This is a genomic window from Streptomyces sp. NPDC048291, assembly GCF_043201715.1.
Lineage (GTDB): Bacteria > Actinomycetota > Actinomycetes > Streptomycetales > Streptomycetaceae > Streptomyces.
Genome location: NZ_JBICZC010000009.1, coordinates 284,340 through 306,484 on the forward strand (window position 1 = coordinate 284,340; position 22,145 = coordinate 306,484).

At 71.0% G+C, this 22,145-nt stretch carries 22 protein-coding genes; 11 read left to right on the top strand and 11 right to left on the bottom strand.

Going from position 1 to position 22,145, the window contains the following annotated elements; translation table 11 throughout:
• Nucleotides 1-35 precede the first annotated feature (35 nt).
• Genes ACGF5O_RS25355 through ACGF5O_RS25370 form a run of 4 tightly spaced genes read right to left on the bottom strand, consistent with a single transcriptional unit; the run spans nucleotide 36 to nucleotide 4,176 of the window.
• Complete coding sequence (locus tag ACGF5O_RS25355) at nucleotides 36-815, bottom strand: FMN-binding protein (protein ID WP_393812153.1); 780 nt, start codon at nucleotides 813-815, stop codon at nucleotides 36-38.
• A 46-nt stretch (nucleotides 816-861) separates the two neighbouring features.
• Nucleotides 862-2,244 carry a ferredoxin reductase family protein gene (locus ACGF5O_RS25360; protein WP_362584513.1) on the bottom strand — a complete coding sequence of 461 codons (1,383 nt, stop codon included), beginning with the start codon at nucleotides 2,242-2,244 and terminating at the stop codon, nucleotides 862-864.
• Between the two features lie 59 nt (nucleotides 2,245-2,303).
• Nucleotides 2,304-2,807, bottom strand: a complete 504-nt coding sequence (locus tag ACGF5O_RS25365; RefSeq protein WP_393812154.1) for an FMN-binding protein — start codon at nucleotides 2,805-2,807, stop codon at nucleotides 2,304-2,306.
• Nucleotides 2,808-2,817: 10 nt separating this feature from the next.
• Entirely contained in the window at nucleotides 2,818-4,176 is a 1,359-nt protein-coding gene (locus ACGF5O_RS25370) for a ferric reductase-like transmembrane domain-containing protein (protein ID WP_393812155.1), read from the bottom strand.
• Between the two features lie 150 nt (nucleotides 4,177-4,326).
• Here ACGF5O_RS25370 and ACGF5O_RS25375 point away from each other — a divergent pair, with 150 nt between their 5' ends.
• Nucleotides 4,327-5,067, top strand: coding sequence for a response regulator transcription factor (locus tag ACGF5O_RS25375; protein ID WP_393812156.1), 741 nt, complete (start codon nucleotides 4,327-4,329; stop codon nucleotides 5,065-5,067).
• A complete protein-coding gene (locus tag ACGF5O_RS25380) occupies nucleotides 5,064-6,554 on the top strand; it encodes a sensor histidine kinase (RefSeq protein ID WP_393812157.1) in 1,491 nt (496 codons plus the stop codon). The genes ACGF5O_RS25375 and ACGF5O_RS25380 overlap by 4 nt, the downstream gene beginning before the upstream one ends.
• A gap of 75 nt (nucleotides 6,555-6,629) precedes the next feature.
• Here the strand turns inward: ACGF5O_RS25380 and ACGF5O_RS25385 are convergent, their stop codons facing one another.
• The 3 genes from ACGF5O_RS25385 to ACGF5O_RS25395 form a co-directional block, all read right to left on the bottom strand.
• Nucleotides 6,630-7,334 (bottom strand): L,D-transpeptidase, encoded by a 705-nt coding sequence (locus tag ACGF5O_RS25385; RefSeq protein WP_393812158.1) that lies wholly within the window; start codon nucleotides 7,332-7,334, stop codon nucleotides 6,630-6,632.
• A 3-nt stretch (nucleotides 7,335-7,337) separates the two neighbouring features.
• Complete coding sequence (locus ACGF5O_RS25390; RefSeq protein WP_393812159.1) at nucleotides 7,338-7,925, bottom strand: pyridoxamine 5'-phosphate oxidase family protein; 588 nt, start codon at nucleotides 7,923-7,925, stop codon at nucleotides 7,338-7,340.
• Nucleotides 7,926-7,988: 63 nt separating this feature from the next.
• A complete protein-coding gene (locus tag ACGF5O_RS25395) occupies nucleotides 7,989-8,852 on the bottom strand; it encodes a hypothetical protein (protein WP_393812160.1) in 864 nt (287 codons plus the stop codon).
• Nucleotides 8,853-9,041: 189 nt separating this feature from the next.
• On the opposite strand from ACGF5O_RS25395, the gene ACGF5O_RS25400 reads away from it, so the two are divergent.
• The 5 genes from ACGF5O_RS25400 (at nucleotide 9,042) to ACGF5O_RS25420 (ending at nucleotide 15,062) form a co-directional block, all read left to right on the top strand.
• Complete coding sequence (locus ACGF5O_RS25400; RefSeq protein WP_393812161.1) at nucleotides 9,042-10,238, top strand: argininosuccinate synthase; 1,197 nt, start codon at nucleotides 9,042-9,044, stop codon at nucleotides 10,236-10,238.
• 99 nt (nucleotides 10,239-10,337) lie between these two features.
• Entirely contained in the window at nucleotides 10,338-11,771 is a 1,434-nt protein-coding gene (gene argH, locus ACGF5O_RS25405) for an argininosuccinate lyase (RefSeq protein WP_393812162.1), read from the top strand.
• A gap of 159 nt (nucleotides 11,772-11,930) precedes the next feature.
• Entirely contained in the window at nucleotides 11,931-12,902 is a 972-nt protein-coding gene (locus ACGF5O_RS25410; protein WP_393812163.1) for an aldo/keto reductase, read from the top strand.
• Nucleotides 12,903-12,987: 85 nt separating this feature from the next.
• A complete protein-coding gene (locus tag ACGF5O_RS25415; RefSeq protein WP_393812164.1) occupies nucleotides 12,988-13,539 on the top strand; it encodes a TetR/AcrR family transcriptional regulator in 552 nt (183 codons plus the stop codon).
• A complete protein-coding gene (locus ACGF5O_RS25420; RefSeq protein WP_393812165.1) occupies nucleotides 13,536-15,062 on the top strand; it encodes an MFS transporter in 1,527 nt (508 codons plus the stop codon). The genes ACGF5O_RS25415 and ACGF5O_RS25420 overlap by 4 nt, the downstream gene beginning before the upstream one ends.
• Before the next feature lie 82 nt (nucleotides 15,063-15,144).
• Here ACGF5O_RS25420 and ACGF5O_RS25425 read toward each other — a convergent pair whose 3' ends face one another.
• Both ACGF5O_RS25425 and ACGF5O_RS25430 read right to left on the bottom strand, forming a co-directional pair.
• Complete coding sequence (locus ACGF5O_RS25425) at nucleotides 15,145-16,809, bottom strand: multicopper oxidase family protein (RefSeq protein ID WP_393812166.1); 1,665 nt, start codon at nucleotides 16,807-16,809, stop codon at nucleotides 15,145-15,147.
• A gap of 204 nt (nucleotides 16,810-17,013) precedes the next feature.
• On the bottom strand, nucleotides 17,014-17,685 hold the full coding sequence (locus tag ACGF5O_RS25430; RefSeq protein ID WP_351700587.1) for a lysophospholipid acyltransferase family protein: 672 nt from the start codon (nucleotides 17,683-17,685) through the stop codon (nucleotides 17,014-17,016).
• Nucleotides 17,686-18,005: 320 nt separating this feature from the next.
• Between ACGF5O_RS25430 and ACGF5O_RS25435 the strand changes: the two genes are divergently transcribed.
• The 3 genes from ACGF5O_RS25435 to ACGF5O_RS25445 all read left to right on the top strand — a co-directional run bounded on the left by ACGF5O_RS25435 (nucleotide 18,006) and on the right by ACGF5O_RS25445 (nucleotide 20,313).
• Entirely contained in the window at nucleotides 18,006-19,190 is a 1,185-nt protein-coding gene (locus ACGF5O_RS25435; protein ID WP_393812167.1) for a glycerophosphodiester phosphodiesterase, read from the top strand.
• Between the two features lie 74 nt (nucleotides 19,191-19,264).
• On the top strand, nucleotides 19,265-19,771 hold the full coding sequence (locus tag ACGF5O_RS25440; RefSeq protein ID WP_393812168.1) for a sigma-70 family RNA polymerase sigma factor: 507 nt from the start codon (nucleotides 19,265-19,267) through the stop codon (nucleotides 19,769-19,771).
• Nucleotides 19,772-19,815: 44 nt separating this feature from the next.
• The gene (locus tag ACGF5O_RS25445; RefSeq protein WP_351498915.1) at nucleotides 19,816-20,313 is read left to right on the top strand and encodes a GNAT family N-acetyltransferase; all 498 of its coding nucleotides are present in this window, start codon (nucleotides 19,816-19,818) and stop codon (nucleotides 20,311-20,313) included.
• An 88-nt stretch (nucleotides 20,314-20,401) separates the two neighbouring features.
• On the opposite strand, the gene ACGF5O_RS25450 is transcribed toward ACGF5O_RS25445, so the two are convergent.
• A complete protein-coding gene (locus tag ACGF5O_RS25450) occupies nucleotides 20,402-20,821 on the bottom strand; it encodes a hypothetical protein (protein WP_393812169.1) in 420 nt (139 codons plus the stop codon).
• Nucleotide 20,822: 1 nt separating this feature from the next.
• Nucleotides 20,823-21,182, bottom strand: coding sequence for a hypothetical protein (locus ACGF5O_RS25455; protein ID WP_393812170.1), 360 nt, complete (start codon nucleotides 21,180-21,182; stop codon nucleotides 20,823-20,825).
• A 69-nt stretch (nucleotides 21,183-21,251) separates the two neighbouring features.
• Here ACGF5O_RS25455 and ACGF5O_RS25460 point away from each other — a divergent pair, with 69 nt between their 5' ends.
• Nucleotides 21,252-21,899 carry an HAD family hydrolase gene (locus ACGF5O_RS25460; protein ID WP_393812171.1) on the top strand — a complete coding sequence of 216 codons (648 nt, stop codon included), beginning with the start codon at nucleotides 21,252-21,254 and terminating at the stop codon, nucleotides 21,897-21,899.
• The last annotated feature ends 246 nt before the right edge of the window (nucleotides 21,900-22,145 follow it).

Below are 22,145 nucleotides of genomic sequence, written 5' to 3' on the forward strand. Positions count from 1 at the left end.
CCGCGGCGGGAGCTTCCGCGGACTCGGCCACCGCCTCAGCCACCGGCCTGGTCCAGCGCCGACTGCAGCGACTGCTTGTAGCCGGTACTGGTGTAGGTGGCCCCGGAGACGGAGTCGATGTTCGCGCTCTGCGCCGCCACCGCCTCCTTGTTGAGCTGCGGCACGGAGAGCGCGGTCTTCTGGTCGCTGGTGCCGCCCTTGGGCGCCTGCACCGCCTCCGCCTGCGTGATCTTCCCGCCGGAGACGGTGATCCGGACCTGGACCGGCCCGTACTGGGTCTGCGCGACCTGCCCGGTCACCGTCTTGGCCTGCGCCTGCGCGGACCCGGAGGAGGACGAGGACGAGCCGGACGACGCGCTCGCTTCCTTCATCTTGTCCAGCGCCGACTGCAGCGACTGCTTGTAGCCGGTGCTCGTGTACGTCGCCCCGGAGACGGAGTCGATGTTCGCGCTCTGCGCCGCCACCGCCTCCTTGTTGAGCTGCGGTACCGACAGCGCGGTCTTCTGGTCGCTGGTGCCGCCCTTGGGCGCCTGGATCGCCTGGGCCTGGGTGATCTTGCCGTTGGCGACGGTCAGCCGGACCTGGACGACCCCGTACTGGGTCTGGGTCGCGTCCCCGTCCACCGTCGTGGTGCCGGCGGCTCCGGTGCCGCCCTGCGGCGACTCCTGCCCGGCCGCCGCGGCCGACGGGGCCGCGCCCGCCGCCGACGCGGACGTCGGGTCCGACGACGGCTTCAGCGACAGCAGCAGCACGACACCGGACACGGTCGCCGCGGTGGCCAGCACCACACGCCTGATGGGGTGACTCTTCCTCATCGTTCCCGAACTCCCGATTCCCTGGATTCCCGTGTGGTCCCGTCGCTCACATCTCGAACGACTCGTGATGGATGCGGCGGGCGGGAACCCCCGCGCCGCGCAGTGCTTCGTACACGCCCTGCGCGAACCCGGGCGGGCCGCACATGAAGACGTCGTGGTCGACGATGTCCGGGATCTTCCGCTGGAGGTTCTCCGCGGAGATGTCCGGACGCTCGCCGTCCGGGCTGTTGACCGCGTACATCAGCCTGGCCCCGCGCTCGTTGGCGATCTTCGCGAGCTCGTCCCAGAGCGCCAGGTCCTGGGTGGTGTTGGCCCGGTAGAGCAGGGTCAGGTCGCCCGCGGCGCCGGGCAGCGTCTCGAACAGCGCCCGCATGGGCGTGATCCCGACGCCGCCCGCCACCAGCAGGACCTTGCCGCGGCTGCGCCGGGACGCGGTCATCGCCCCGTACGGCCCTTCGGCCCACACCTTGGTTCCGGGCCGTAGTTCGCGCAGCCGCGCGCTGTGGTCGCCGATCGCCTTGACGGTGATCCGCAACATGTCGGGGCGGGGGGCCGCCGACAGCGAGTACGGGTGCGAGCTGAACCGCATCCCGGGGGCCATGAACCGCCAGCGGAAGAACTGGCCGGCCTCCGCGCCCATCCGGTGCAGCTTGCGCCCGCCGATCAGCACCGACACGATGCCCGGCGTCTCCTCGATGACCGCCTCGACCCGCATCCGGTGCCGCAGGTTGAGCCGGATCGGGGTGAGGATCCGGTACCAGACCACCAGCGCGGTCACCGCGCCGTACAGCCCGTACCAGAAGGTCTTGGCGATCGGGGTCAGGGCGAAGTCGTTGCCGGTGGTGATCTGGTGCCAGAACGTCAGGAACACCGCCGCGTACGTCAGCAGGTGCACGTGGTACCAGGTGTCGTACGGCATCCGGCGCCGCACCGGGCCGATCGAGGTCAGGCCGATGACGACGAACAGGCCGGTGCCGATGGCCGCCTTGCCCATGTCGGGCAGCTGGTTCACGGAGTCGATGGTCTGCTGGACGATGTCGTTCAGCGTCTTGCCGGCCTGCAGCGCGTAGCCCCACATGATGAGGAAGACGTGCGCGAAGACCAGGCAGAGCGTGTACCGGCCGCTCATCGCGTGCCAGCGGGCGACGCGGTCGGAGCCGACCCGCCGCTCCAGCGCCGGCACCCGGGCCATCTGGAGCACCACGAGCGCCATCAGGTACCCGGCCAGCAGACCGGTGATCCGGCCCGCGTTGAGGATCTTGCCGTTCTGGTCGGCGATGGACGGGGTGTTGTGCCACCACAGCCACAGCACGGCCGCCGCGCCCGCCCATACGGCGAGCAGCAGCGGAACTGCCGGGGAGCGGCGCGGGCGGATGCGGCGCATCGTCTGTCGGCGGGCGGCACGTCCGCCTGCGAGCGTGGTGGTCACGGTTCCTCCGTAGGGAATTGACCCTTGGCCCACAGATACGTGCCGTACTGCCCGAGTGTTCAGAGACCCGCGGAGTCCAGCGCCGACTGGAGTGACTGCTGGTAACCCTGGCTGGTGTAGGTGGCACCGGAAACGGTGTCGATGCTCGCGCTCTGTGCCGCCAGCGCCTCGCTGCGCAGCTGCGGGAGGGCGTACTGGTTGATCTCCTGGTCCCTGGGGTTGTCCGACGGGTACTGCACCGCCGTGACGTCGGTGATCTTGCCGCTCCTGATCGTCACCTTCACCTGGACCGGGCCCCAGCGGGTCTGCACCGTGTCCCCGGTGACGGTCCTGGTGCCGCTGCTGCTCCCGGACTTGCCGGAGCCACCGGAGCCGCTGCTCGCGCCCGGCGAGGCGCTCGCCCCTGCCGACGGCGCGGCCGACGGCGCGGTGGCGGCCGAGCCGGTGATCACGGTCGGGGCGGTGTGCGGCTTCAGCGCCAGCAGCATCACCATCCCGGAGACGGTCGCGGCGCTCGCCAGTATCACGCGGCGCAGGGGACGGTTCTTGTTCAGCGGGTGCACGGCAGGGGCCTCACAGCTCGAACGACTCGTGGTGGATGCGGCGGTCCGGCACCCCGGCGGCGCGCAGCGCCCCGTAGAGCTCCTGGGCGAAGCCGTGCGGACCGCAGATGTAGACGTCGTAGCCGGCGAGGCCGGGGAAGGTCGCCCGCAGCGACTCCGCCGTCAGGGCGGGGCGCTCGCCCCGCGGGCCGTTGAGGGCGTAGAGCACCTGCGCGCCGCGCCAGCGGGCTATCGCCTCCAGCTCGCCGCCCAGGGCCAGATCCTCGGCCGTACGCGCGCGGTAGAGCAGGGTGACGTCGCCGGGCAGGGTCTCGAAGAGCGCCCGCAGCGGGGTGACGCCGACGCCGGCCGCGATCAGCAGGGTCCGGTGACTGGTGCTCCGGTCCGCGGTGAGGGCGCCGTACGGGCCCTCCGCCCACACCCGGGTACCGGGGCGCAGCAGCGGCACGGCCGCACTGTGGTCGCCTAGCGCCTTGACCGTGATCCGCAGCAGGTCGCCGCGCGGCGGCGCCGAGAGCGAGTACGGGGTCGACGTCCGGCCCATGCCGTCGCCGCCGAAGAACCGCCAGCGGAAGAACTGCCCGGCCCGCGCGCCCAGCTCCCCGATCCGCCGGCCCCGGACGACGACCGAGTACACGCCCGGCGCCTCCTGCTGCACGGAGTGCACCCGCAGCCGGTGCCGGAGGTTCAGCCGCACCGGCGCCAGGATCCGGAACCACACCACCAGGGCCGCGACCCCCAGGTACAGCGCGTACCAGAAGGCGGTGGCGACCGGCTTGCCGTCGAGGTCGTTGCCCAGCGTCAGCTGGTGGAAGAAGGCGAGGAAGACGGCCGCGTAGGTGAGCAGGTGGACGTAGTACCAGAACTCGTAGCTGGTCCGGCGGCGCGCCGCCCGCATCGAGGTGATGCCGACGGCGAAGAGGATGACCGTGCCGGCGGTCGCCTTGAGCATGTCGGGGTAGTCGAGGACGACGTTCAGCGTCTCGTGGACGAGGGAGGCGTGGTCCTGGGCCGCGTACCCGGTGAGGATCAGCACGACGTGCGCGACCAGCAGACAGACCGTGTACCGGCCCGCCATCGCGTGCCAGCGGGCGACCCGGTCGGAGCCGACCCGCACCTCCAGCAGCGGCACCCGGGCCATCAGGCCGACGAGCACCGCGCAGGAGTACCCGCACAGCAGCCCGGCGATCCGCCCGGCCCCGGTCAGCCAGCCCGCCGCGCCCACGACGGAGCCGGTGTCCGACCACCACAACAGGAGCACGGCCGCCGCTCCGGCCCACACCACGGCGAGCACGGCACCCGCGGGGGAGCGGCGCGTGGGCACGGCGGGCACGGCGGGTGCCGTGCGCCGTTCGTCCACGGTCGTCATGAGTCGGGTCCTTTCTCCGGTCAGGACGCCACTGTGCAGCCCGAACCTCTGAGCACCTTCTGAACCGGCACCGGCAGAGTCGGCTCAGAGGAAACTCAGAGCACCCGGGGCCGCGCCTCGCTCCCGGGAGGGGGGATGCTGGGAGACGCGATGAACACGACCCGCTCCGGCCGCCCCGCCCTCACCAGACCCGACGGCACCCAGCTCCGCGTCCTCGTCGTCGACGACGACCCCGACCTCGCGGAGGTCCTCACCGGTGCCCTGCGCTACGAGGGCTGGGAGGTCCGCGCGGCCGGCGACGGCGCGAGCGCGCTGGCCGTGGCCCGTGAGCTGCTGCCGGACGCGGTGGTCCTGGACGTGATGCTTCCCGACACGGACGGCTTCTCCGTCCTCCGCTCGCTCCACCAGGTCAAGCCGGACGTCTGTGTGCTCTTCCTCACCGCCCGGGACGCCGTGGAGGACCGGATCGCCGGCATCACCGCGGGCGGCGACGACTACGTCACCAAGCCCTTCAGCCTGGAGGAGGTGGTCGCCCGGCTGCGCGGCCTGCTGCGCCGCGCCGGCATGGCCCGCCAGCAGGAGGACGGCCCGCGCCTCGTCGTCGGCGACCTCACCATGGACGAGGAGGCCCGCGAGGTCACCCGGGCCGGCGAGCTGATCGAGCTCTCCCCGACCGAGTTCGAACTCCTCCGCTTCCTGATGCGCAACCCGCGCCGCGTCCTCAGCAAGGCACAGATCCTCGACCGCGTCTGGTCCTACGACTTCGGCGGCCGGGCCCACGTCGTCGAGCTGTACATCTCCTACCTGCGCAAGAAGGTGGACGCGGGCCGCGAGCCCATGATCCACACCGTCCGCGGCGCCGGGTACGTCCTCAAGCCGGTGACCAGATGAAGCCCCTACGGCGACTACGGCGGCTACGGCACCTGCCCCGCCCCCGCACCCTCCGCGCCCGCCTCACCGCGGGCCTGGTCGTGCTGCTCGCGGTGAGCTGCGCGGCCGTCGGCGTCGCGGCCGTGGTCGAACTGGACGGCTTCCTCACCGGCCGCCTCGACCAGCAGCTCCAGCAGACCGGCCCGAGCTTCCCGCAGTCCCTCGAACACGGGAAGTACAAGCCAAGCGACCGGGACGGCGACGAACACGGCGACACCCGCCGCCAGGCCGCCGGTACCTTCGGCGCCCGCCTGCTGCGGGGCAAGGTCACCAACGCGGCCCTGATCCCCTCCGGAGCCGATCCGGACCTGACCGTCGCCCTCACGGCCCGCGACCGCAAGGCCCTCGCCGCCCTGCCGGTGGACGGCCGCGGCCACACGGTCCACCTCGCCTCGATCGGCGACTACCGGCTGCTGGCCTGGCCGGGCCGCGACCGCGACGTCCTGGTCACCGGCCTGCCCCTGGAACCGGTACGGGCCACCGTGCACCGCCTGGAACTGGTCGCCGCCGCCGTCTTCGCCCTCGCCCTCGCCGCCGCCGGGGTGGCCGGCGCCCTCTGGGTCCGCTGGTCCCTGCTCCCCCTGAGCAGGGTCGCCGCGACCGCCGCCCGGGTCAGCGAACTCCCGCTCGCCAGCGGCGAGGTGGCCCTGCCGCCCCGCGCCCCCGAGTCCGACCCCCGCGGCGAGGTCGGCCGGATGGCCGCCGCCTTCAACCGCATGCTGGGCCACGTCGAGGACGCGCTCACCAAACGCCACGCCAGCGAGGAACGCCTGCGCACCTTCGCGGCCGACGCCAGCCACGAGCTGCGCACCCCGGTCGCCTCGGTCCGCGGCCACGCGGAACTGGCCCTGCTCCACCCCGGCCCGGTACCCCCGGAGATCACCCGGGCCCTGCAACGCATCGCCGCCGAGTCCTCCCGCATGGGCGAGATGGTCGACGACCTCCTCCTCCTGGCCCGCCTGGACGCGGGCCGCCCTCTGGAGAGCCACCCGGTCGACCTCACCCACCTGGTCCTGGACGCCGTCACGGACGCCCGCGCCGCCGGCCCGGACCACCGCTGGACCCTCGACCTCCCCGAGGATCCGGTGACGGTGACCGGCGACACCCACCGCCTCCAGCAGGTCCTGGCCAACCTGCTGGCCAACGCCCGCCTGCACACCCCGGCCGGCACGAAGGTGACGGTGCTGCTGGAGGAGGAGGACGGTTCGGCGGCCCTGCGGGTCCACGACGACGGCCCCGGCATCCCTCCCGACATCCAGCCCGGCGTCTTCGAACGCTTCACCCGAGCCGAACACCGCCGCCGCGCCGACGCCTCCGGCGGGGGAGCGGGCCTGGGCCTGTCGATCGTGGCGGCGGTGATCGAGGCACACGGGGGAACGGTGACCGTGGAGAGCCGCCCAGGCACAACGACGTTCACGGTGAAACTGGCGGCAACCGCAACCCCCTAGGGGCGCGGGGAACTGCGCGACCAGCCCAGGACGGCCCGCACGTGCCACCACACCGCACCCCGTACGGCGTACATCTCAGTACCGGGTAAGAGCGGTATCCCCGCTCACCGTCCCCATGGCAATGTGCGGCCCCTTCTTCGGATCCGCCCACTGCAGAATCCGCCGCATCGCATCCTCCGGCACCGACACACACCCGGCCGTCGCCCCGGCCCCGTTGACATGCAGAAAGATCCCGGCCCCCCGCCCCCGCACCGGCTGGGCATAGTTGAACCCGATCACCAGCGCGTACCTGTACTGCGTCGTGTACGACGCCAGCTTCTCCGACTCCGTGGCACGGCAGTCGGACGGCAGCGGCTCCACCCAACGGTTGTACGAGGTGGAGTCGTTGTCCTGGCACCACCACGAATTCGCCGTCACCGGCCGGTACTCGACGGCGGTCCCGGCCGGCGCCGCCTGGAGGCCGAACCCGAACGGAAGGTCGTACAACCCCGTAGGGGTCGTGTTCGTACCCTGCTGCCGCTTCGCTCCCTCGACCAGCCCCTTCGCGCCGAAGCGGGCCTCGGCCGACCCGACCTGCACCCAGGCCCCGTCCCGGCGTTCCCACCAGGTGAGCGTCCCCGACGTCGAGCTCAGCGTGGACGCCTCCGCGGTGATCAGCTGGCTGCCGCCGCCGGTGTCGGCCATGGCGGCGGGCAGCGGCTGCGGATCCCCGCCCCCCGGTGCCGCACCGAGCAGCAGCAGGGACGCGGACAAGAAGGCGACGACGACGCGTGGACGCATGGCTCAGACGCTAGACGGAGGCAGCGGCAACGGCAGCCCGGGTAGGCCGTCCAGGCTCACCGCGATGTGCTGCTTCTTCTCGAAGTACTCGCTCAGCGAGGCGTCGTCCTCGCGCGCGAACCGCTTTCCGTGCAGCTCACGGTCGGCCTCGTAGGCCATGTAGGGGACCGCGTAACCGCAGCTGTCGCGAATGAGTTCGGCGTGGACGACGATGACCGCGCGCAGGCCGTGCAGCGACGGGTCGATGTCCGGGAAACGGGTGAGCAGGCCGGCGAAGCGCGGGTCGTCACGGAAGACCGCCTCGCCGCGGCCGTGCACCCGCACGATGTTCGGCGGGCCCTGGAAGGCGCACCACATCAGGGTGATACGGCCGTTCTCCCGCAGATGGGCGATGGTCTCGGCGTTGGAGCCGGCGAAGTCCAGGTAGGCGAGGGTGAGTTCGTCGAGTACGGCGAAGGAGCCCGTCAGGCCCTTGGGGGAGAGGTTGACCGTGCCGTCGCCCGCGAGCGGGGCGGTGGCGGTGAAGAACAGGGGCTGCTCCTCGATGAACGTACGGAGCCTGCCGTCGATGCGCTCGTAGGTCTTTCCCATGAGACTCCACTGTGGCCGCCCCGGCCGGCGCTGTACACGGGGCGGCCACAGCTGCCTGTCACGTCACTTGGTGAGCGTGCAGGCGGCCAGGGAGTCGAGGCCGGTCGGCTTGGTCGACGTCCGGCCGATCGCGATGGCGATGCGGTCGATGGTCGACTTCCGCTTGTCCGCCAGCGGGCCGAGGATCGCGTTCTGGACGAAGTTCGGACCGCCCTGGCCGACCGTGCTCTGGAGCCGGTTGTTGGCCTCGGTGATCTGGGTCTGGAGCAGGGTGAGGTTGCGGTCGACCTCGGCCTGCGCGGTCGCGGGGATCGCCGGCAGCTGGGAGGCGACGTCCGGGCAGGTGATCGTGCCCACCGCGCTGCTGCCCGCGGTGCCGGTGCTGCCCGTCGACTGCTGCTGGGTGGCCGCCGTGCTCGGCGTGGCGGAGGCGGCGCCGGTCGCCGTACCGCTGCCCGTGTTCGTGCTCGTCCCGCCGGCGTTCAGGGCGCACGGAGCCAGCGAGTCCAGGCCCGTCGGCTTGGCGGCCGTCCGGCCGATCGCGGTGGCGATCCGGTTGATGGTCGCCACACGCTTGTCCTTGAGGGGACCGAGGATCGCGTTGTTCACGAAGTTCGGCCCACCCTGGCCCACGGTGTCGACCAGCCGCTTGTTGGCCTCCTGGATCTGCGTCTGGAGGAGCGTGAGGTTTCTGTCGACCTCGGCCTTCGCGGTAGCGGGGATCGCCGGCAGCTGGGAGGCCACGTCCGGGCAGGTGATCGTGCCGGGCGAGGCGGCGAGGGTGCGGGCATTGCTGGTGTCGCTGCTCTTGTCCGGCGTCCCGGCGAGGGCCGAACCGGCGATGACCGCACCGGACAGCGCCACGGCGGCGGCGCCGCCGATGAACGCGACACGACGCTTGTTGTACTTCGGAAGAGCCCTGGACATGCGGATGCCTCACTTGGGTCAGAGGTGGGTTTACAAACGCGGCGCCGGCGTTCAGGCATGGGTACGGGTAAGCGGTTTCGTTTGTTCAAACCTTTTTCACATCGGTCCGCCGAACCCGGCCGGATTGACGAATCATGCAGAGCTCTGCATACTCATGCATAGCAAGCGGATGTACGGGAGGAGGGACCCATGACCGAGCGCGTCGTTCTCGCCTACTCGGGCGGGCTGGACACCTCCGTCGCCATCGGCTGGATCGCCGAGGAGACGGACGCCGAGGTCATCGCCGTCGCGGTGGACGTCGGCCAGGGCGGCGAGGACCTGGACGTCATCCGCAAGCGGGCCCTGGCCTGCGGCGCGGTGGAGGCGGAGGTCGCCGACGCCAGGGACGAGTTCGCCGACGAGTACTGCCTCCCGGCGATCAGGGCCAACGCCCTCTACATGGACCGCTACCCGCTGGTCTCCGCCCTGTCCCGGCCGGCCATCGTCAAGCACCTGGTCGCCGCCGCCCGCAAGCACGGCGCCTCCACGGTCGCCCACGGCTGCACCGGCAAGGGCAACGACCAGGTCCGCTTCGAGGCCGGCATCGTCGCCCTCGCCCCCGACCTGACCTGCATCGCCCCGGTCCGCGACTACGCGATGACCCGCGACAGGGCCATCGCCTTCTGCGAGGCGAAGAACCTCCCGATCGCGACCACCAAGAAGTCCCCGTACTCCATCGACCAGAACGTCTTCGGCCGCGCCGTCGAGACCGGCTTCCTGGAAGACATCTGGAACGGCCCGATCGAGGACATCTACGAGTACACCCGGAACCCGGCCACCCCGCGCGAGCCCGACGAGGTGGTCATCACCTTCGAGGCGGGCGCCCCGGTCGCCATCGACGGCAAGCCGGTCACCGTGCTCCAGGCGATCCAGGAGCTGAACGAGCGCGCGGGCGCCCAGGGCGTCGGCCGCATCGACATGGTCGAGGACCGCCTCGTCGGCATCAAGTCCCGCGAGGTGTACGAGGCCCCGGGCGCGATCACGCTCATCACGGCCCACCAGGAGCTGGAGAACGTCACCGTCGAGCGCGAACTCGCCCGCTACAAGCGGCAGGTGGAGCAGCGCTGGGGCGAACTCGTCTACGACGGGCAGTGGTTCTCCCCGCTCAAGCGGGCCCTGGACGGCTTCGTCAACGAGGCGAACCAGCACGTCACCGGAGACATCCGCATGACGCTCCACGGCGGCCGGGCGGTCGTCACCGGCCGCCGTTCCGACGCCTCCCTCTACGACTTCAACCTCGCCACCTACGACACCGGCGACACCTTCGACCAGGCCGCGGCCAAGGGCTTCATCGACATCTACAGCCTGTCGTCGAAGATCGCGGCACAGCGTCAACTGCGGGCGTAGCCCGACGCGACCTCGCGTAAGCAGTAGCGTGACGACCGCCTCCCCGTTCATGGCCGGGGAGGCGGTGCCACATCCGGATCTCTTCTAGGAGCAACGCAAGTGAGCAGCAACAGCGGTGACGTACGGCTCTGGGGCGGCCGTTTCGCCGACGGTCCCGCCGAGGCCCTGGCGAAGCTGTCCGCGTCCGTCCACTTCGACTGGCGGCTCGCGCCCTACGACATCGCCGGTTCGCGTGCCCACGCGCGCGTGCTGCACAAGGCCGGGCTGCTCACCGAGGACGAACTGACCCGCATGATCGCCGGCCTCGACCGGCTCGAAGCCGACGTCGCCGACGGCTCCTTCGTCGGCACGATCGCCGACGAGGACGTCCACACCGCCCTGGAGCGCGGTCTCCTCGAACGCCTCGGCCCCGACCTCGGCGGCAAGCTGCGCGCCGGCCGCTCCCGCAACGACCAGGTCGCCACCCTCTTCCGGATGTACCTCCGGGACCACGCCCGCGTGATCGGCGGCCTGATCGCCGACCTCCAGGACGCCCTGGTCGGCCTCGCGGAGGCCCACCCGGACGTGGCGATGCCCGGCCGCACCCACCTGCAGCACGCCCAGCCGGTCCTCTTCGCCCACCACGTCCTGGCCCACGTCCAGTCGCTGACCCGGGACGCCGAGCGGCTGCGCCAGTGGGACGAGCGCACGGCCGTCTCCCCCTACGGCTCCGGCGCCCTCGCCGGCTCCTCCCTCGGCCTGGACCCGGAGGCGGTGGCGAAGGACCTCGGCTTCGAGCACGGCAGCTCCGCGAACTCCATCGACGGCACGGCCTCCCGTGACTTCGTGGCCGAGTTCGCCTTCATCACCGCGATGATCGGCGTGAACCTCTCCCGGATCGCGGAGGAGGTCATCATCTGGAACACGAAGGAGTTCTCCTTCGTGACCCTGCACGACGCGTTCTCCACGGGTTCGTCGATCATGCCCCAGAAGAAGAACCCCGACATCGCGGAGCTGGCCCGCGGCAAGTCCGGCCGCCTGATCGGCAACCTGACCGGTCTCATGGCCACCCTCAAGGCCCTCCCGCTCGCCTACAACCGCGACCTCCAGGAGGACAAGGAGCCGGTCTTCGACTCCTGCGACCAGCTGGAGGTCCTGCTCCCCGCCTTCACCGGCATGATGGCGACCCTCACCGTCCACCGCGAGCGCATGGAGGAACTGGCCCCGGCCGGCTTCTCCCTCGCCACCGACATCGCCGAGTGGCTGGTCAAGCAGGGCGTACCGTTCCGCGTCGCGCACGAGGTGGCCGGCGAGTGCGTCAAGGCCGCGGAGGCCGAGGGCAAGGAACTCGACGAGCTGACCGACGACCAGTTCGCCAAGATCTCCGCCCACCTGACCCCCGACGTCCGCTCCGTCCTCAACGTCCCGGGCGCCCTCGCCTCCCGCAACGGCCGCGGCGGCACGGCCCCCGGTGCGGTCGCCGTCCAACTGGCGGAGATCAAGGCGAACCTGGCAGCCCAGCACCAGTGGGCAGAAGCGAAGAAGCAGGCGTGAGTGGAGCGCCCCTTTAGGGGCGCGGGGAACTGCGCGACCAGCCCCCACCCACCCTCACTCGCAAACGCACCGCTCCCCCCGAGCTGAACGGCGACCCAAAGGTCATCGCGGGTTACGTTGGTCAGTAGACCGACGCAGCCGACCGAAACGGAACCCGCGATGCCCTTCGCCCGACTGGCAACAGCAACAACCCCCACCTGCCACATCGGCCTCGGCCTCGCCGCAGTCGGCCGCCCCGGCTACATCAACCTCGACCGCGACGAGGACCTCGGCGAGAACCGCACCGTAGAAGCCCTCCGCACCCGCACCCACGAACTCCTCGACGCCGCCTACGCCCAGGGCGTCCGCTACTTCGACGTGGCCCGCTCCTACGGCCGCTCCGAGGAGTTCCTCGCCGACTGGCTGACCGCCCACCCCGACCTCACCGACGTGGTCGTCGGCAGTAAATGGGGCTACACCTACACCGCCGGCTGGTCCGCGGACGCGGAGACCCACGAGGTCAAGGACCACACCCTCGCGACCTACGACCGCCAGCGCGCCGAGTCCGACGCGCTCCTCGGCGACCGGCTCGACCTCTACCAGATCCACTCGGTGACCCCGGACAGCCCCGCCCTCACCGACAAGGAACTCCACGCCCGCCTCGCCGAAGCGGCGGCCACCGGCCTCACCGTCGGCTTCTCCACCAGCGGCCCCGCCCAGGCCGACGCGATCCGTGCCGCCCTCGCCGTGACGGTCGACGGCGAGCCCCTCTTCCGTACCGTCCAGTCGACGTACAACGCCCTGGAGACCTCGGCGGGTCCGGCCCTCGCGGAGGCCCACGACGCCGGACTCACGGTGATCGTGAAGGAGGGCATGGCCAACGGCCGGCTGGCCGCCCCGCACGCCCCCGACGCCCTGCGGACCGTGGCCGAGGAGACCGGCCTGGGCTGCGACGCCGTCGCCCTCGCGGTCGTACTCCGGCAACCCTGGTCCGGGGTCGTGCTCTCCGGCGCGGCCACCGTCGCCCAGCTCGCCTCCAACCTGCACGCGGCCGTGGCCGACCTCGACGCGGACCAGCTGGCCCGCCTCGCCACCCTGGCCGAGGACCCGCGCGCCTACTGGGAGCACCGCGGCAGCCTGCCCTGGCACTGATCCGAAACCGGACCTGATCTCCCTCTTCTGAATCACGCATGCCCACTGTGAGACATAGATGTCTCACGTGGGTTACTCTTGTCTCATGGCCCTCGACCGCGACCACGTCCTGCGCAGCGCAGCCACCCTGCTGACCCGGAAATCCACCGCGACCATGGACGAGGTCGCCAAGGCCGCCGGGATCAGCCGGGCCACCCTGCACCGGCACTTCGCCGGGCGCGACGCGCTCGTCCGCGCCCTGGAGGCGCTCGGCATCGCGGAGTGCGACGCGGCCCTGGACGCGGCCCGCCTGGACGAGGGCCCGGCGGCCGACGCCGTGCACCGCCTCGTCCGCGAGATCGAACCGGCCGCCGGTCTGCTCGCCTTCCTCTACACCGAGAACCAGCTGTTCGAGGGCGAGGGCCAGAACCGGGGCTGGGCGCGGATCGACGCACGCATCGCGGCCCTCTTCCGACGCGGCCAGCAGAGCGGCGAGTTCCGCATCGATCTGACGCCCGCCTGGCTCACCGAGGCGCTGTACGGCCTGCTGGCCTCCGCCGCCTGGGCGGTCTCCGAAGGCCGCGTCGCCCCCAAGGACTTCACCCACATGATCGTCGAGCTGTTGCTCGGCGGCGCACGACGAAGAGAGGAATCATGACCAGCACCCTGCAGCCGGCGCGCGTGGCGGAGGCGGAGGGGAAGCGGCCGGGCCGCTGGCTCGCGCTCTCCGCACTCGTGCTCGCCGTGCTGCTGGTGGCCGTCGACGCGACCGTCCTCGGCCTGGCGACCCCCTACATCAGCGAAGACCTCAACCCCTCCGGCACCCAGCTGCTGTGGATCGGCGACGTCTACTCGTTCGTCATCGCCGGTCTGCTGGTATCGATGGGCAGCCTCGGCGACCGCATCGGCCGCAAGCGGATCCTGCTCGTCGGCGCGACGGCGTTCGGCGCGATATCCGTCCTGAACGCGTACGCGACGACCCCCGGCCTGCTGATCGCGGCCCGCGCCCTGCTGGGCGTCGCCGGCGCGACCCTGATGCCGGCCACCCTCGCCCTGATCCGCAACCTCTTCCACGATCCGCGCGAGCGCAGCCTCGCCGTCGGCATCTGGGGTGCGGCGGCCTCGGCCGGCACGGCCGTCGGCCCGATCGTGGGCGGCTTCCTGCTCGAACACTTCTGGTGGGGCTCGGTCTTCCTGATCAACCTGCCGGTGATGGTGGTCCTGGTCCTCGTCGGCCTCAGGACGCTCCCGGAGTCCCGCAACCCCGACCCCGGCCCCTGGGACCTGATCAGCGTCGTCCTCTCGCTGGTCGGCATGATCGCCGTCGTGTACGCGGTGAAGGAGGCCGCGACCCACGGCCTCACCGGCGTGACCGCCGCCACCGCGCTCCTCGGTGCCGCGGCCCTCTACGGCTTCGTCCACCGTCAGCTCACCATGCCCAAGCCCCTGCTGGACATGCGGCTGTTCCGCAACCGCGGCTTCAGCGGCGCGGTCCTGGCCGACCTGCTGACCGTGCTCGGCATGTCCGGCCTGGTGTTCTTCCTCTCCCAGTACCTGCAACTGGTCCAGGGCAGGCAGCCGTTCGAGGCGGGTCTGGCCGAACTCCCCGCCGCCGTGGGCGCGGTGGCGGCGGGCCTGGTGGCAGGCCGGGCGGCCCGCCGCTACTCGGTCCGGGCGGTGGTCGCCGGCGGCCTGGCGGCCGTCGGCGTGGCCCTCGCGGCGCTGACCACCCTCTCCCAGTCCACCGGCTACCCGATCCTCGGCGCCGCGCTCCTGGTGGTCGGCGTCGGCGCGGGCTTCTCCTTCACGGTCACGGCCGACGTCATCCTCTCCAGCGTCCCCAAGGAGCAGGCCGGTGCCGCCTCGGCGGTCTCCGAGACGGCGTACGAGCTGGGCGCGGCGCTCGGCATCGCCCTGCTCGGCTCGATCGTGATGGGCGTCTACCGTGACTTCGCGGCCCCGCCGGGCACCCCGGCCGCCGCCCGTGAGTCCCTGGGCGCGGCACTTGAGGCGTCGAAGACCATGCCCGCACCCACGGCGACCGACATGCTGACAGCGGCCCGCGACTCCTTCACCCACGGCCTCCACCTCGCCTCGGGCGCAGGCGCCGCGGTCCTCCTGACAACAGCGCTGGCGGCCTGGTTCCTGCTCAGGAACCAGAAACTGGAAAGCGCCGCGTAGGCACAACTCCCAGGGGCGCGGGGAACTGCGCGATCAACCACGACGCGCCCGCGCCCGAAGAACCACAGAACCCTTCAGGAAATCACTTCTTGTAACCGAGCACCGTCATCATCCCGCTCTCCGAGTGGTACTGGTTGTGACAGTGCAGCATCCACAACCCGGGGTTGTCGGCATCGAAGTCCAGCACCAGCTTGCGATGCGGCAGCACGATCGTCGTGTCCTTGCGCGCCCCGGCCGAACTGATCCCGGTGACCGAGAACGTGTGCCCGTGCAGATGCATCGGGTGCCACATGTCGGTCGCGTTGACGAGTGTCAGCCGCACCCGCTCACCGGCCCGCACCGCATGCCGCTGCCGCACGTCGTACTGCGTGTGGTCGAACCCCCAGTCGTACCTCTGCATCGTGCCCGTGATCCTGATGAGCAGGTCGCGGTCGGGGACCCGGTCGTCCATGGCGACGGACTCGGCCGGCAGCAGACGGCGCGCCGGCACGATCTCGCGGTCGAGCTCGGCCGGGCGGACATCCGGCGAGGGAAGGTTTCTCCCCTTGTCGGTGCGGAGGACCGCGAGCGCCTTGCCCTTCTTGCCCTCGGCGAGTGCGACGAGCGGGAAGACGCCGTCCTTGGCGGTGACGAGGACGTCGTACCGCTCGGCCATGCCGATGAGCAGCGCGTCGGTCCTCTTGTGCTGCACGGGGTAGCCGTCGGTGTGGGTGACGGTCATCTCGTGGCCGCCGAGCGCGACCCGGAAGGCCGTCTCGGAGCCCGCGTTGATGATGCGGATCCGGACCCGGTCGCCGGGGCGGCAGCGGAAGACCGAGGGATCGGTGCGCAGCCGCCCGTTGGCCAGGTAGTGCGGGTAGGCGACGTTGCCGCCCTCGCCGTGCAGCAGCTGGCTGTGGGAGTTGCGCAGGACCCGGTCGGGGCCCGTCGGCTTCTTCGGCCCGGTCTTGGACTTGGGACTGGACATCGGCCTGGACGGCGACGCGGAGGCGTGCGCCGACCCGTGCGGGCTCGGGCTGTCGTGACCGGGGCCCATGCCCATCCCCATGTTCATCGCCATGGCCCCGCCCGGCTTGAGCTGGTCGAGCACCTGCTCGGGGTTGGAGCCGTCGATGTCGTCGACCCAGTCGTCCAGGACGACGACCCATTCCTGGTCGTAGGCGAGCGGCTCCTTCGGGTCGTCGACGATGAACGGCGCGTAGAGGGCCCGGTCCGGCTGCATGCCGACGTGCGAGTGGAGCAGGTACGTGCCCGGGTGGGCGGCGACGAAGCGGTAGATGAAGTCCGTGCCCGGCTGGATGGCCTGCTGGGTCAGGTCCGGAACGCCGTCCATGTCGCAGCGCAGGCGCACCCCGTGGGCGTGCAGCGTGGTCTTCTCGGCCAGTTGGTTGGAGAGGGTCAGGCTGAGGACGTCACCGGCGGTGACGCGCACCAGCGGTCCCGGGACCGACTCGTTGTACGCCCAGCTGTGGACCGTCCGCCCGCCCAGGTCCAGCATGCTCCTGGCAGCCGTGAACTTGATCATGCGGACGGGGCCGGAACCGCGTTTCCGCTCGGCCGCGAGCACCTCGGGGCCCGACGGGTTGACGTACCCCTTGGGTCCCTGCGGGACGAACGCCGTGGTGCCGGCCGTGTGTTGCGGGCCGGAACTGGGTTCGGAGCCCGAGTCGGTACATGCCGCGAGGAGTCCCGCGCCGGCGGCAGCGAACGGAGCACGGAGCAGGGTACGCCGAGAAGGTTTCTGCATGTCTGAATAAGACATGCTGTGTGCTCATATGGCCGGTAAATGCTGATGAATGAACGAAGTGTCGGGCCAGATTCCACCGGCAGGCGGACGCCGGACGGGTGTCAGGCAGATGGCAGACAGACGGCAGACGGATGGCAGACGAAAGGGCACAGACCACCGGTCCGTGCCCTTGCGCCGAAAGAGTGCGGCCTGTCCTCGCCGCCGTCAGGCGGCCTTCGCCTTCGTGGCGTACATGTCCACGTACTCCTGCCCGGACAGCCGCATCACCTCGGCCATCACCGAGTCGGTCACGGCCCGCAGCACGTAGCGGTCCCGGTCCATCCCCTCGTACCGGGAGAACTCCATGGCCTCGCCGAACCGGACGGTGACCTTGCCCGGCCGCGGGATGCCCGCGCCGCCCGGCTGCAGCTTGTCCGTGCCGATCATCGCGAAGGGGACCACCGGCGCGCCGGTCATCAGCGTCAGCCGCGCGATGCCGGTACGGCCCCGGTAGAGACGGCCGTCGGGGGAGCGGGTGCCCTCCGGGTAGATCCCGAAGATCCGGCCCTCGTCCAGGACCCGCTTGCCGGTCATCAGCGCGGCGACACCGCCGCTCGCGCCGTCCCGGTCCACCGGGATCATGCCGACGCCGGTGAAGAACCAGGCCATCAGCCGGCCCTTGAACCCCTTCCCGGTGACGTACTCGTCCTTCCCGATGAAGAACACCTGCCGCTTGCTCACCAGCGGCAGGATCATCGAGTCGATGAAGGTGAGGTGGTTGCCGGCGAGGATGACAGGACCGTCCCCCGGGATGCGCTCGACGCCCTCGACCTGGGGGCGGAACATCAGGCGCATGATCGGTCCGAGCACTGCCTTGATGAGCGCGAAGCGGGACAACGGGTCCTCCGATGTCGAGAGGCGGTATGAGTCTGTGCAGGTGAGGACATTACTCGCGGCTCCGTGGGAAGCGCACATCGGGTACGGCCGGTTCACCGAGGTCTTACGTAGTGTTGACGCTGGTTTACCTGCGGTGACGTCCGGGAGTCAGGTCGTAACAAGCCCGCGACGGTGTGACGGATGTCGCCGACGGGCCGTCATGACTCGCCGTCCATCAGCCATACGGCGTCACCCGACCGTTGGGTCGGCGGTCTCCCTTCGGTCACGTCCGCAGCCCTACCATCAGCCGGCATCAGAGGGCGAAGGTCAGGAGGGCGCTCATGAACACGCATGACGCGAACGAGCGGACGCAGTTGAACGGTACGACCGGACGGCGGGCGCTGCTCGGCGCCGCGGTGCTCGGCGCGGGCGGCGCGGTGCTCGGACTGCCCGGTGCGGCCAGAGCGGCCGAGGCGAAGCAGGCCGGTCACGGCGGCGCCGGCCTGAAGAGCCTGCCGAAGCCGACGATCATCGGTCACCGGGGCTCCAGCGGCTACCGTCCCGAGCACACCTTCGGCTCCTACAACCTCGCCCTCGACCTCGGCGCCGACGTCGTCGAGGCCGGCGACCTCGTCCCCACCAAGGACGGTCACCTGGTCTGCCGTCACGAGCCGGAGATCGGCGGCACCACGGACGTCGCCGACCACAAGGAGTTCGCCGACCGCAAGACCACCAAGACCCTGGACGGCGTCCCCACCACCGGCTGGTTCACCGAGGACTTCACGCTCGCCGAGCTGAAGACGCTGCGCGCGATCGAGCGCATCCCGGCCAACCGCCCGCACAACATGCTCTACAACGGCCGCTGGGAGATCCCCACCTTCGAGGAAGTCCTCAAGTGGCAGGACGAGCAGACCCGCAAGCGCGGCAAGCAGGTCTGGATCTACCCGGAGGCCAAGCACCCCACCTACTTCCGCAGGCTCGGCCTCGGCGTCGAGGAGCGGATCGCCAAGCTGCTGCGCAAGCACGGCAAGGACCAGCGGAACTCGCCGGTCATCGTCCAGTCCTTCGAGCCGACCAGCATCCAGCGCCTCAACAAGCTGATCGACAACCCGCTGGTCGTGCTGCTCTCCGCCGCGAGCACGCAGCCCTACGACTTCGTCGCGACGGGTGACCCGCGCACGGTCGCCGACCTGATCACGCCGAAGGGCCTGCGGGAGATCGCCGGTTACGCGCAGGGCATCGGTCCGACCCTCGACCTGATCATCCCGAAGGACGCCAACGGCGACTTCACCACGCCGAGCACGCTGGTCGCGGACGCGCACAAGGTGGGCCTGATCCTGCACCCCTACACCATGCGCAACGAGAACCCGTTCCTGCCGCCGGCCTACCGCAAGGGCACCGCCGCGGACGCGTACGGAAACGTCTTCCCGGTCTTCCAGAAGTACTTCGAGACCGGCATCGACGGTGTCTTCACCGACAACGCCGACACCGCGCTGCTGGCCCGCGCCGACTTCGTCAACGGCTGAGCCCGCGCACCCCGTTCGGGGTGTCTACCGGCCGCCCCGGCAACCCGCGCCGGGGCGGCCGCGTCGTTCCGCACATGACGCACGACCTGGTCACCGCGCTGCGCCCGCTGCTTGCCGCCGAGGCCTCGGCCGAGGCACATGCCTCCGGGGCCGACCCCCGCGACCTTGAGCAGACCGTCTGGCTCCGCCTCCTCGAACGCCTGGAGACCCACGGACCGCCCCGGGCCCCCGAGGACTGGCTGCGCCGTGCGGTGCGCGCCGAGTCCCGCCGCACCCGGCGCCTCGCCCGCCGGGAACGCCCCTACGTCACCGACCCCGCCGACCCCGCCACCCCCACCCCCGAACAACGCGTCCTCACCACCGCCCGCCACCACGCCCTGCGCGAGGCGGTGTCCCGTCTCCCCGGCCGCTGCCCCCGTCTCCTCCAGGCACTGCTCTCCCCGAAGGACCTGACATACCGGGAAATCGCGGGGGAGTTGGGTATCTCACAGGGCAGTCTCGGCCCGGAACGTTCCAGATGTCTGGGTTGTCTGCGTCGATTGTTGACGCCGGAGGTTGCGCGCCGCGAAGCGCGGGGATAGGAGTGGGAACGACAGGCGATCAGGTGAGCGGGAGGCGTGCGCACATGGGCATGAGCGTGACCATCTCGGTGGCGACCGAGCAGGATGCAGAGCAGATCTTCAGGCTCCAGTACCTGTGCTTCCAGAGTGAGGCGGCGTTGTACGGCAACTACCGCATCGACCCGCTCGTCCAGAGCCTCGACTCGGTCCGCCAGGAACTCGCCACCGACTGCGTCTTCGTCGCCCGCCTCGGCGAGGAGGTCGTCGGCTCGGTCCGCGGCTCGGTCACCGAGGACGGCGCCGCCGCCATCGGCAAGCTCTGCGTCCACCCCCGCCTCCAGGGCCACGGCATCGGCGCCCGCCTGCTCCGCGCGGCCGAGGAGGCCCTCGCCGAACAGCGCGGCGCCAAGCGCTTCCGCCTCTTCACCGGCCACCGCAGCGAGGGCAACCTCCGCCTCTACCGCCGGGTCGGCTACGAAACGGTAGGCACCTCGAAGGGCGCAGACGGCGTCCCCATGATCGTCCTGGAAAAGCCGGCCAGCACGTACGCAACGACGGCCTAGCTTTCCAACGCCCCATGCTGAAGCGCCCCGAAAGGGGCGCGGGGAACTGCGCGACAAGCCACATCGGACCCGCAGTCGCGCACAAGCCTCAGGCCTCCGCCCCCTTGGCGCCCTTCCGCAACCAGTACAACGCGGAAACCGGCAACAGCACCGGAATGAACACGTACCCCATCCCGTAGTCCGACCACACGGTCGCGTCCGGGAACGCAGAACCGTCGACGACGGTCCACGTACCCACGATCAACACCCCCGCAAGCTCGGCGGCGCAGCACACCTGCGCCACCCTGCGGGCCGTCTCGCCGCCCCGCACCAGCGTGTACGTGATGAACGCGTACACCACCCCCGCAACCGCCGACAGCGAGTACGCGAGCGGCGCCCGGTCGAACTCGGTCGCGATCTGGTACGCGGAACGCGACACCGCCCCGACGACCATCACCCCGTAGAACCACACCAGCAGCGTCCCCGGCCCACTGGTCAGCCGCTTCGGCCTCTCGTCCACGGCCGTCATCTCACCCTCCCCAGATGTCATAGAGCCGCACCTCCAGCACGGCCAGCACCACACCGCCCGCGGCGACCGTCACGGAACCCCACCGCGTCCGCTCGGCGAGCGACATGAACCCCGCGGCCGGGACGCACGCGAACGCGCCCAGCAGATAGGCGACGAAGATCGTCGTCCCCTGGTCCGGCTTCTCGCCCCGCGCCAGCAGCACGATCCCGGCCACCAGCTGGATCAACGCCAGCACCGACACCACGGCCATCCCGATGAAGTGCCAGTCCTTCGTCGGCTGGTCCCGGTACGCCGCCCAGCCGCACCACGCGGCGAGCAGCAGCGCGGCGACTCCGGTCACCGTCAGCAGGGCATTGAGCATGCGGTGACCTTATTACGGCGGAAACGGCCCGATGCCGTCGCCCCTGCCCTACACCGTAGGGTCGAGACCATGACGATCCACGCACAAGCCCTCCTGTTCGACAACGACGGCACCCTGGTCTCCTCGCTCGCATCGGTCGACCGCTGCTGGGCCCGCTGGGCGGCGGAGTACGACGTCACCGAGGAGTTCGCCCGAGTCGAACTGCACGGACGGCCCGCCGCGGACATCGTCGCCGACCTGCTCCCGGCGGACCTCGTGGCGGAGGCCGTCGCCCGGGTCGAGCAGCTGGAGGTGGAGGACGTCCCCAACGACGGCGTCCGCCTGCTCCCCGGTACCGCCGCGTTCCTCGACTCCCTGCCCGCCGACCGCTGGGCCGTGGTCACCTCGGCCACCCGCCGGCTGGCCGAGGCGCGCCTGGAGGCGGTCGGGATCCGGCCGAAGACGCTGGTCTGCGCCGACGACATCACCCGCGGCAAGCCGGACCCCGAGCCCTACCTCCTCGCCGCCCGCCAGCTGGGCGTCGACCCGGCGCACTGCGTGGTCTTCGAGGACGCCCCCGCCGGACTCCAGGCGGGCCGCGCGGCCGGTATGACCACCGTGGCATTGGCCACAACCCACCAGGCGCACGAGCTGGCCGCGGACCTCGTGGTGAAGGACCTCTCGGCCTTGTCCGCGCTGGTCACCGACCGCGGCGTCGAGATATCGACCCGCGGCTGAGCGGCGTCCGCCGCTGTCCACCATGCGGACAGCGGCGGCCTGTCAGGACCGTAGGTCTGGTTTACTGATCGCATGACCACGACGAGCGACCGCACCCCTGCGACCGAGGCGACCATGACGCCCGGTGCTCGTTGTATGTGTCGAATGTGCGCCTTCTAGAGGGCCCCCGCACCACCCCCGAGCTCGCGCCCCGAAGCGAGACAGGTGGCATGTCCGTACGACGCGACGACGCGCGTATGTGACGCA

Bases quoted from the DNA above. Each gene is read 5' to 3' on its own strand.
- ACGF5O_RS25460 (WP_393812171.1), top strand. From the start codon at position 21,252: ATGACGATCCACGCACAAGCCCTCCTGTTCGACAACGACGGCACCCTG.
- ACGF5O_RS25390 (WP_393812159.1), bottom strand. From the start codon at position 7,925: ATGGGAAAGACCTACGAGCGCATCGACGGCAGGCTCCGTACGTTCATC.
- ACGF5O_RS25425 (WP_393812166.1), bottom strand. From the start codon at position 16,809: ATGCAGAAACCTTCTCGGCGTACCCTGCTCCGTGCTCCGTTCGCTGCC.
- ACGF5O_RS25410 (WP_393812163.1), top strand. From the start codon at position 11,931: ATGCCCTTCGCCCGACTGGCAACAGCAACAACCCCCACCTGCCACATC.
- ACGF5O_RS25440 (WP_393812168.1), top strand. From the start codon at position 19,265: ATGACGCACGACCTGGTCACCGCGCTGCGCCCGCTGCTTGCCGCCGAG.
- ACGF5O_RS25435 (WP_393812167.1), top strand. From the start codon at position 18,006: ATGAACACGCATGACGCGAACGAGCGGACGCAGTTGAACGGTACGACC.
- ACGF5O_RS25370 (WP_393812155.1), bottom strand. From the start codon at position 4,176: ATGACGACCGTGGACGAACGGCGCACGGCACCCGCCGTGCCCGCCGTG.
- ACGF5O_RS25355 (WP_393812153.1), bottom strand. From the start codon at position 815: ATGAGGAAGAGTCACCCCATCAGGCGTGTGGTGCTGGCCACCGCGGCG.
- ACGF5O_RS25385 (WP_393812158.1), bottom strand. From the start codon at position 7,334: ATGCGTCCACGCGTCGTCGTCGCCTTCTTGTCCGCGTCCCTGCTGCTG.
- ACGF5O_RS25445 (WP_351498915.1), top strand. From the start codon at position 19,816: ATGGGCATGAGCGTGACCATCTCGGTGGCGACCGAGCAGGATGCAGAG.
- ACGF5O_RS25455 (WP_393812170.1), bottom strand. From the start codon at position 21,182: ATGCTCAATGCCCTGCTGACGGTGACCGGAGTCGCCGCGCTGCTGCTC.
- ACGF5O_RS25450 (WP_393812169.1), bottom strand. From the start codon at position 20,821: ATGACGGCCGTGGACGAGAGGCCGAAGCGGCTGACCAGTGGGCCGGGG.
- ACGF5O_RS25375 (WP_393812156.1), top strand. From the start codon at position 4,327: ATGAACACGACCCGCTCCGGCCGCCCCGCCCTCACCAGACCCGACGGC.
- ACGF5O_RS25415 (WP_393812164.1), top strand. From the start codon at position 12,988: ATGGCCCTCGACCGCGACCACGTCCTGCGCAGCGCAGCCACCCTGCTG.
- ACGF5O_RS25380 (WP_393812157.1), top strand. From the start codon at position 5,064: ATGAAGCCCCTACGGCGACTACGGCGGCTACGGCACCTGCCCCGCCCC.
- ACGF5O_RS25400 (WP_393812161.1), top strand. From the start codon at position 9,042: ATGACCGAGCGCGTCGTTCTCGCCTACTCGGGCGGGCTGGACACCTCC.
- ACGF5O_RS25395 (WP_393812160.1), bottom strand. From the start codon at position 8,852: ATGTCCAGGGCTCTTCCGAAGTACAACAAGCGTCGTGTCGCGTTCATC.
- ACGF5O_RS25420 (WP_393812165.1), top strand. From the start codon at position 13,536: ATGACCAGCACCCTGCAGCCGGCGCGCGTGGCGGAGGCGGAGGGGAAG.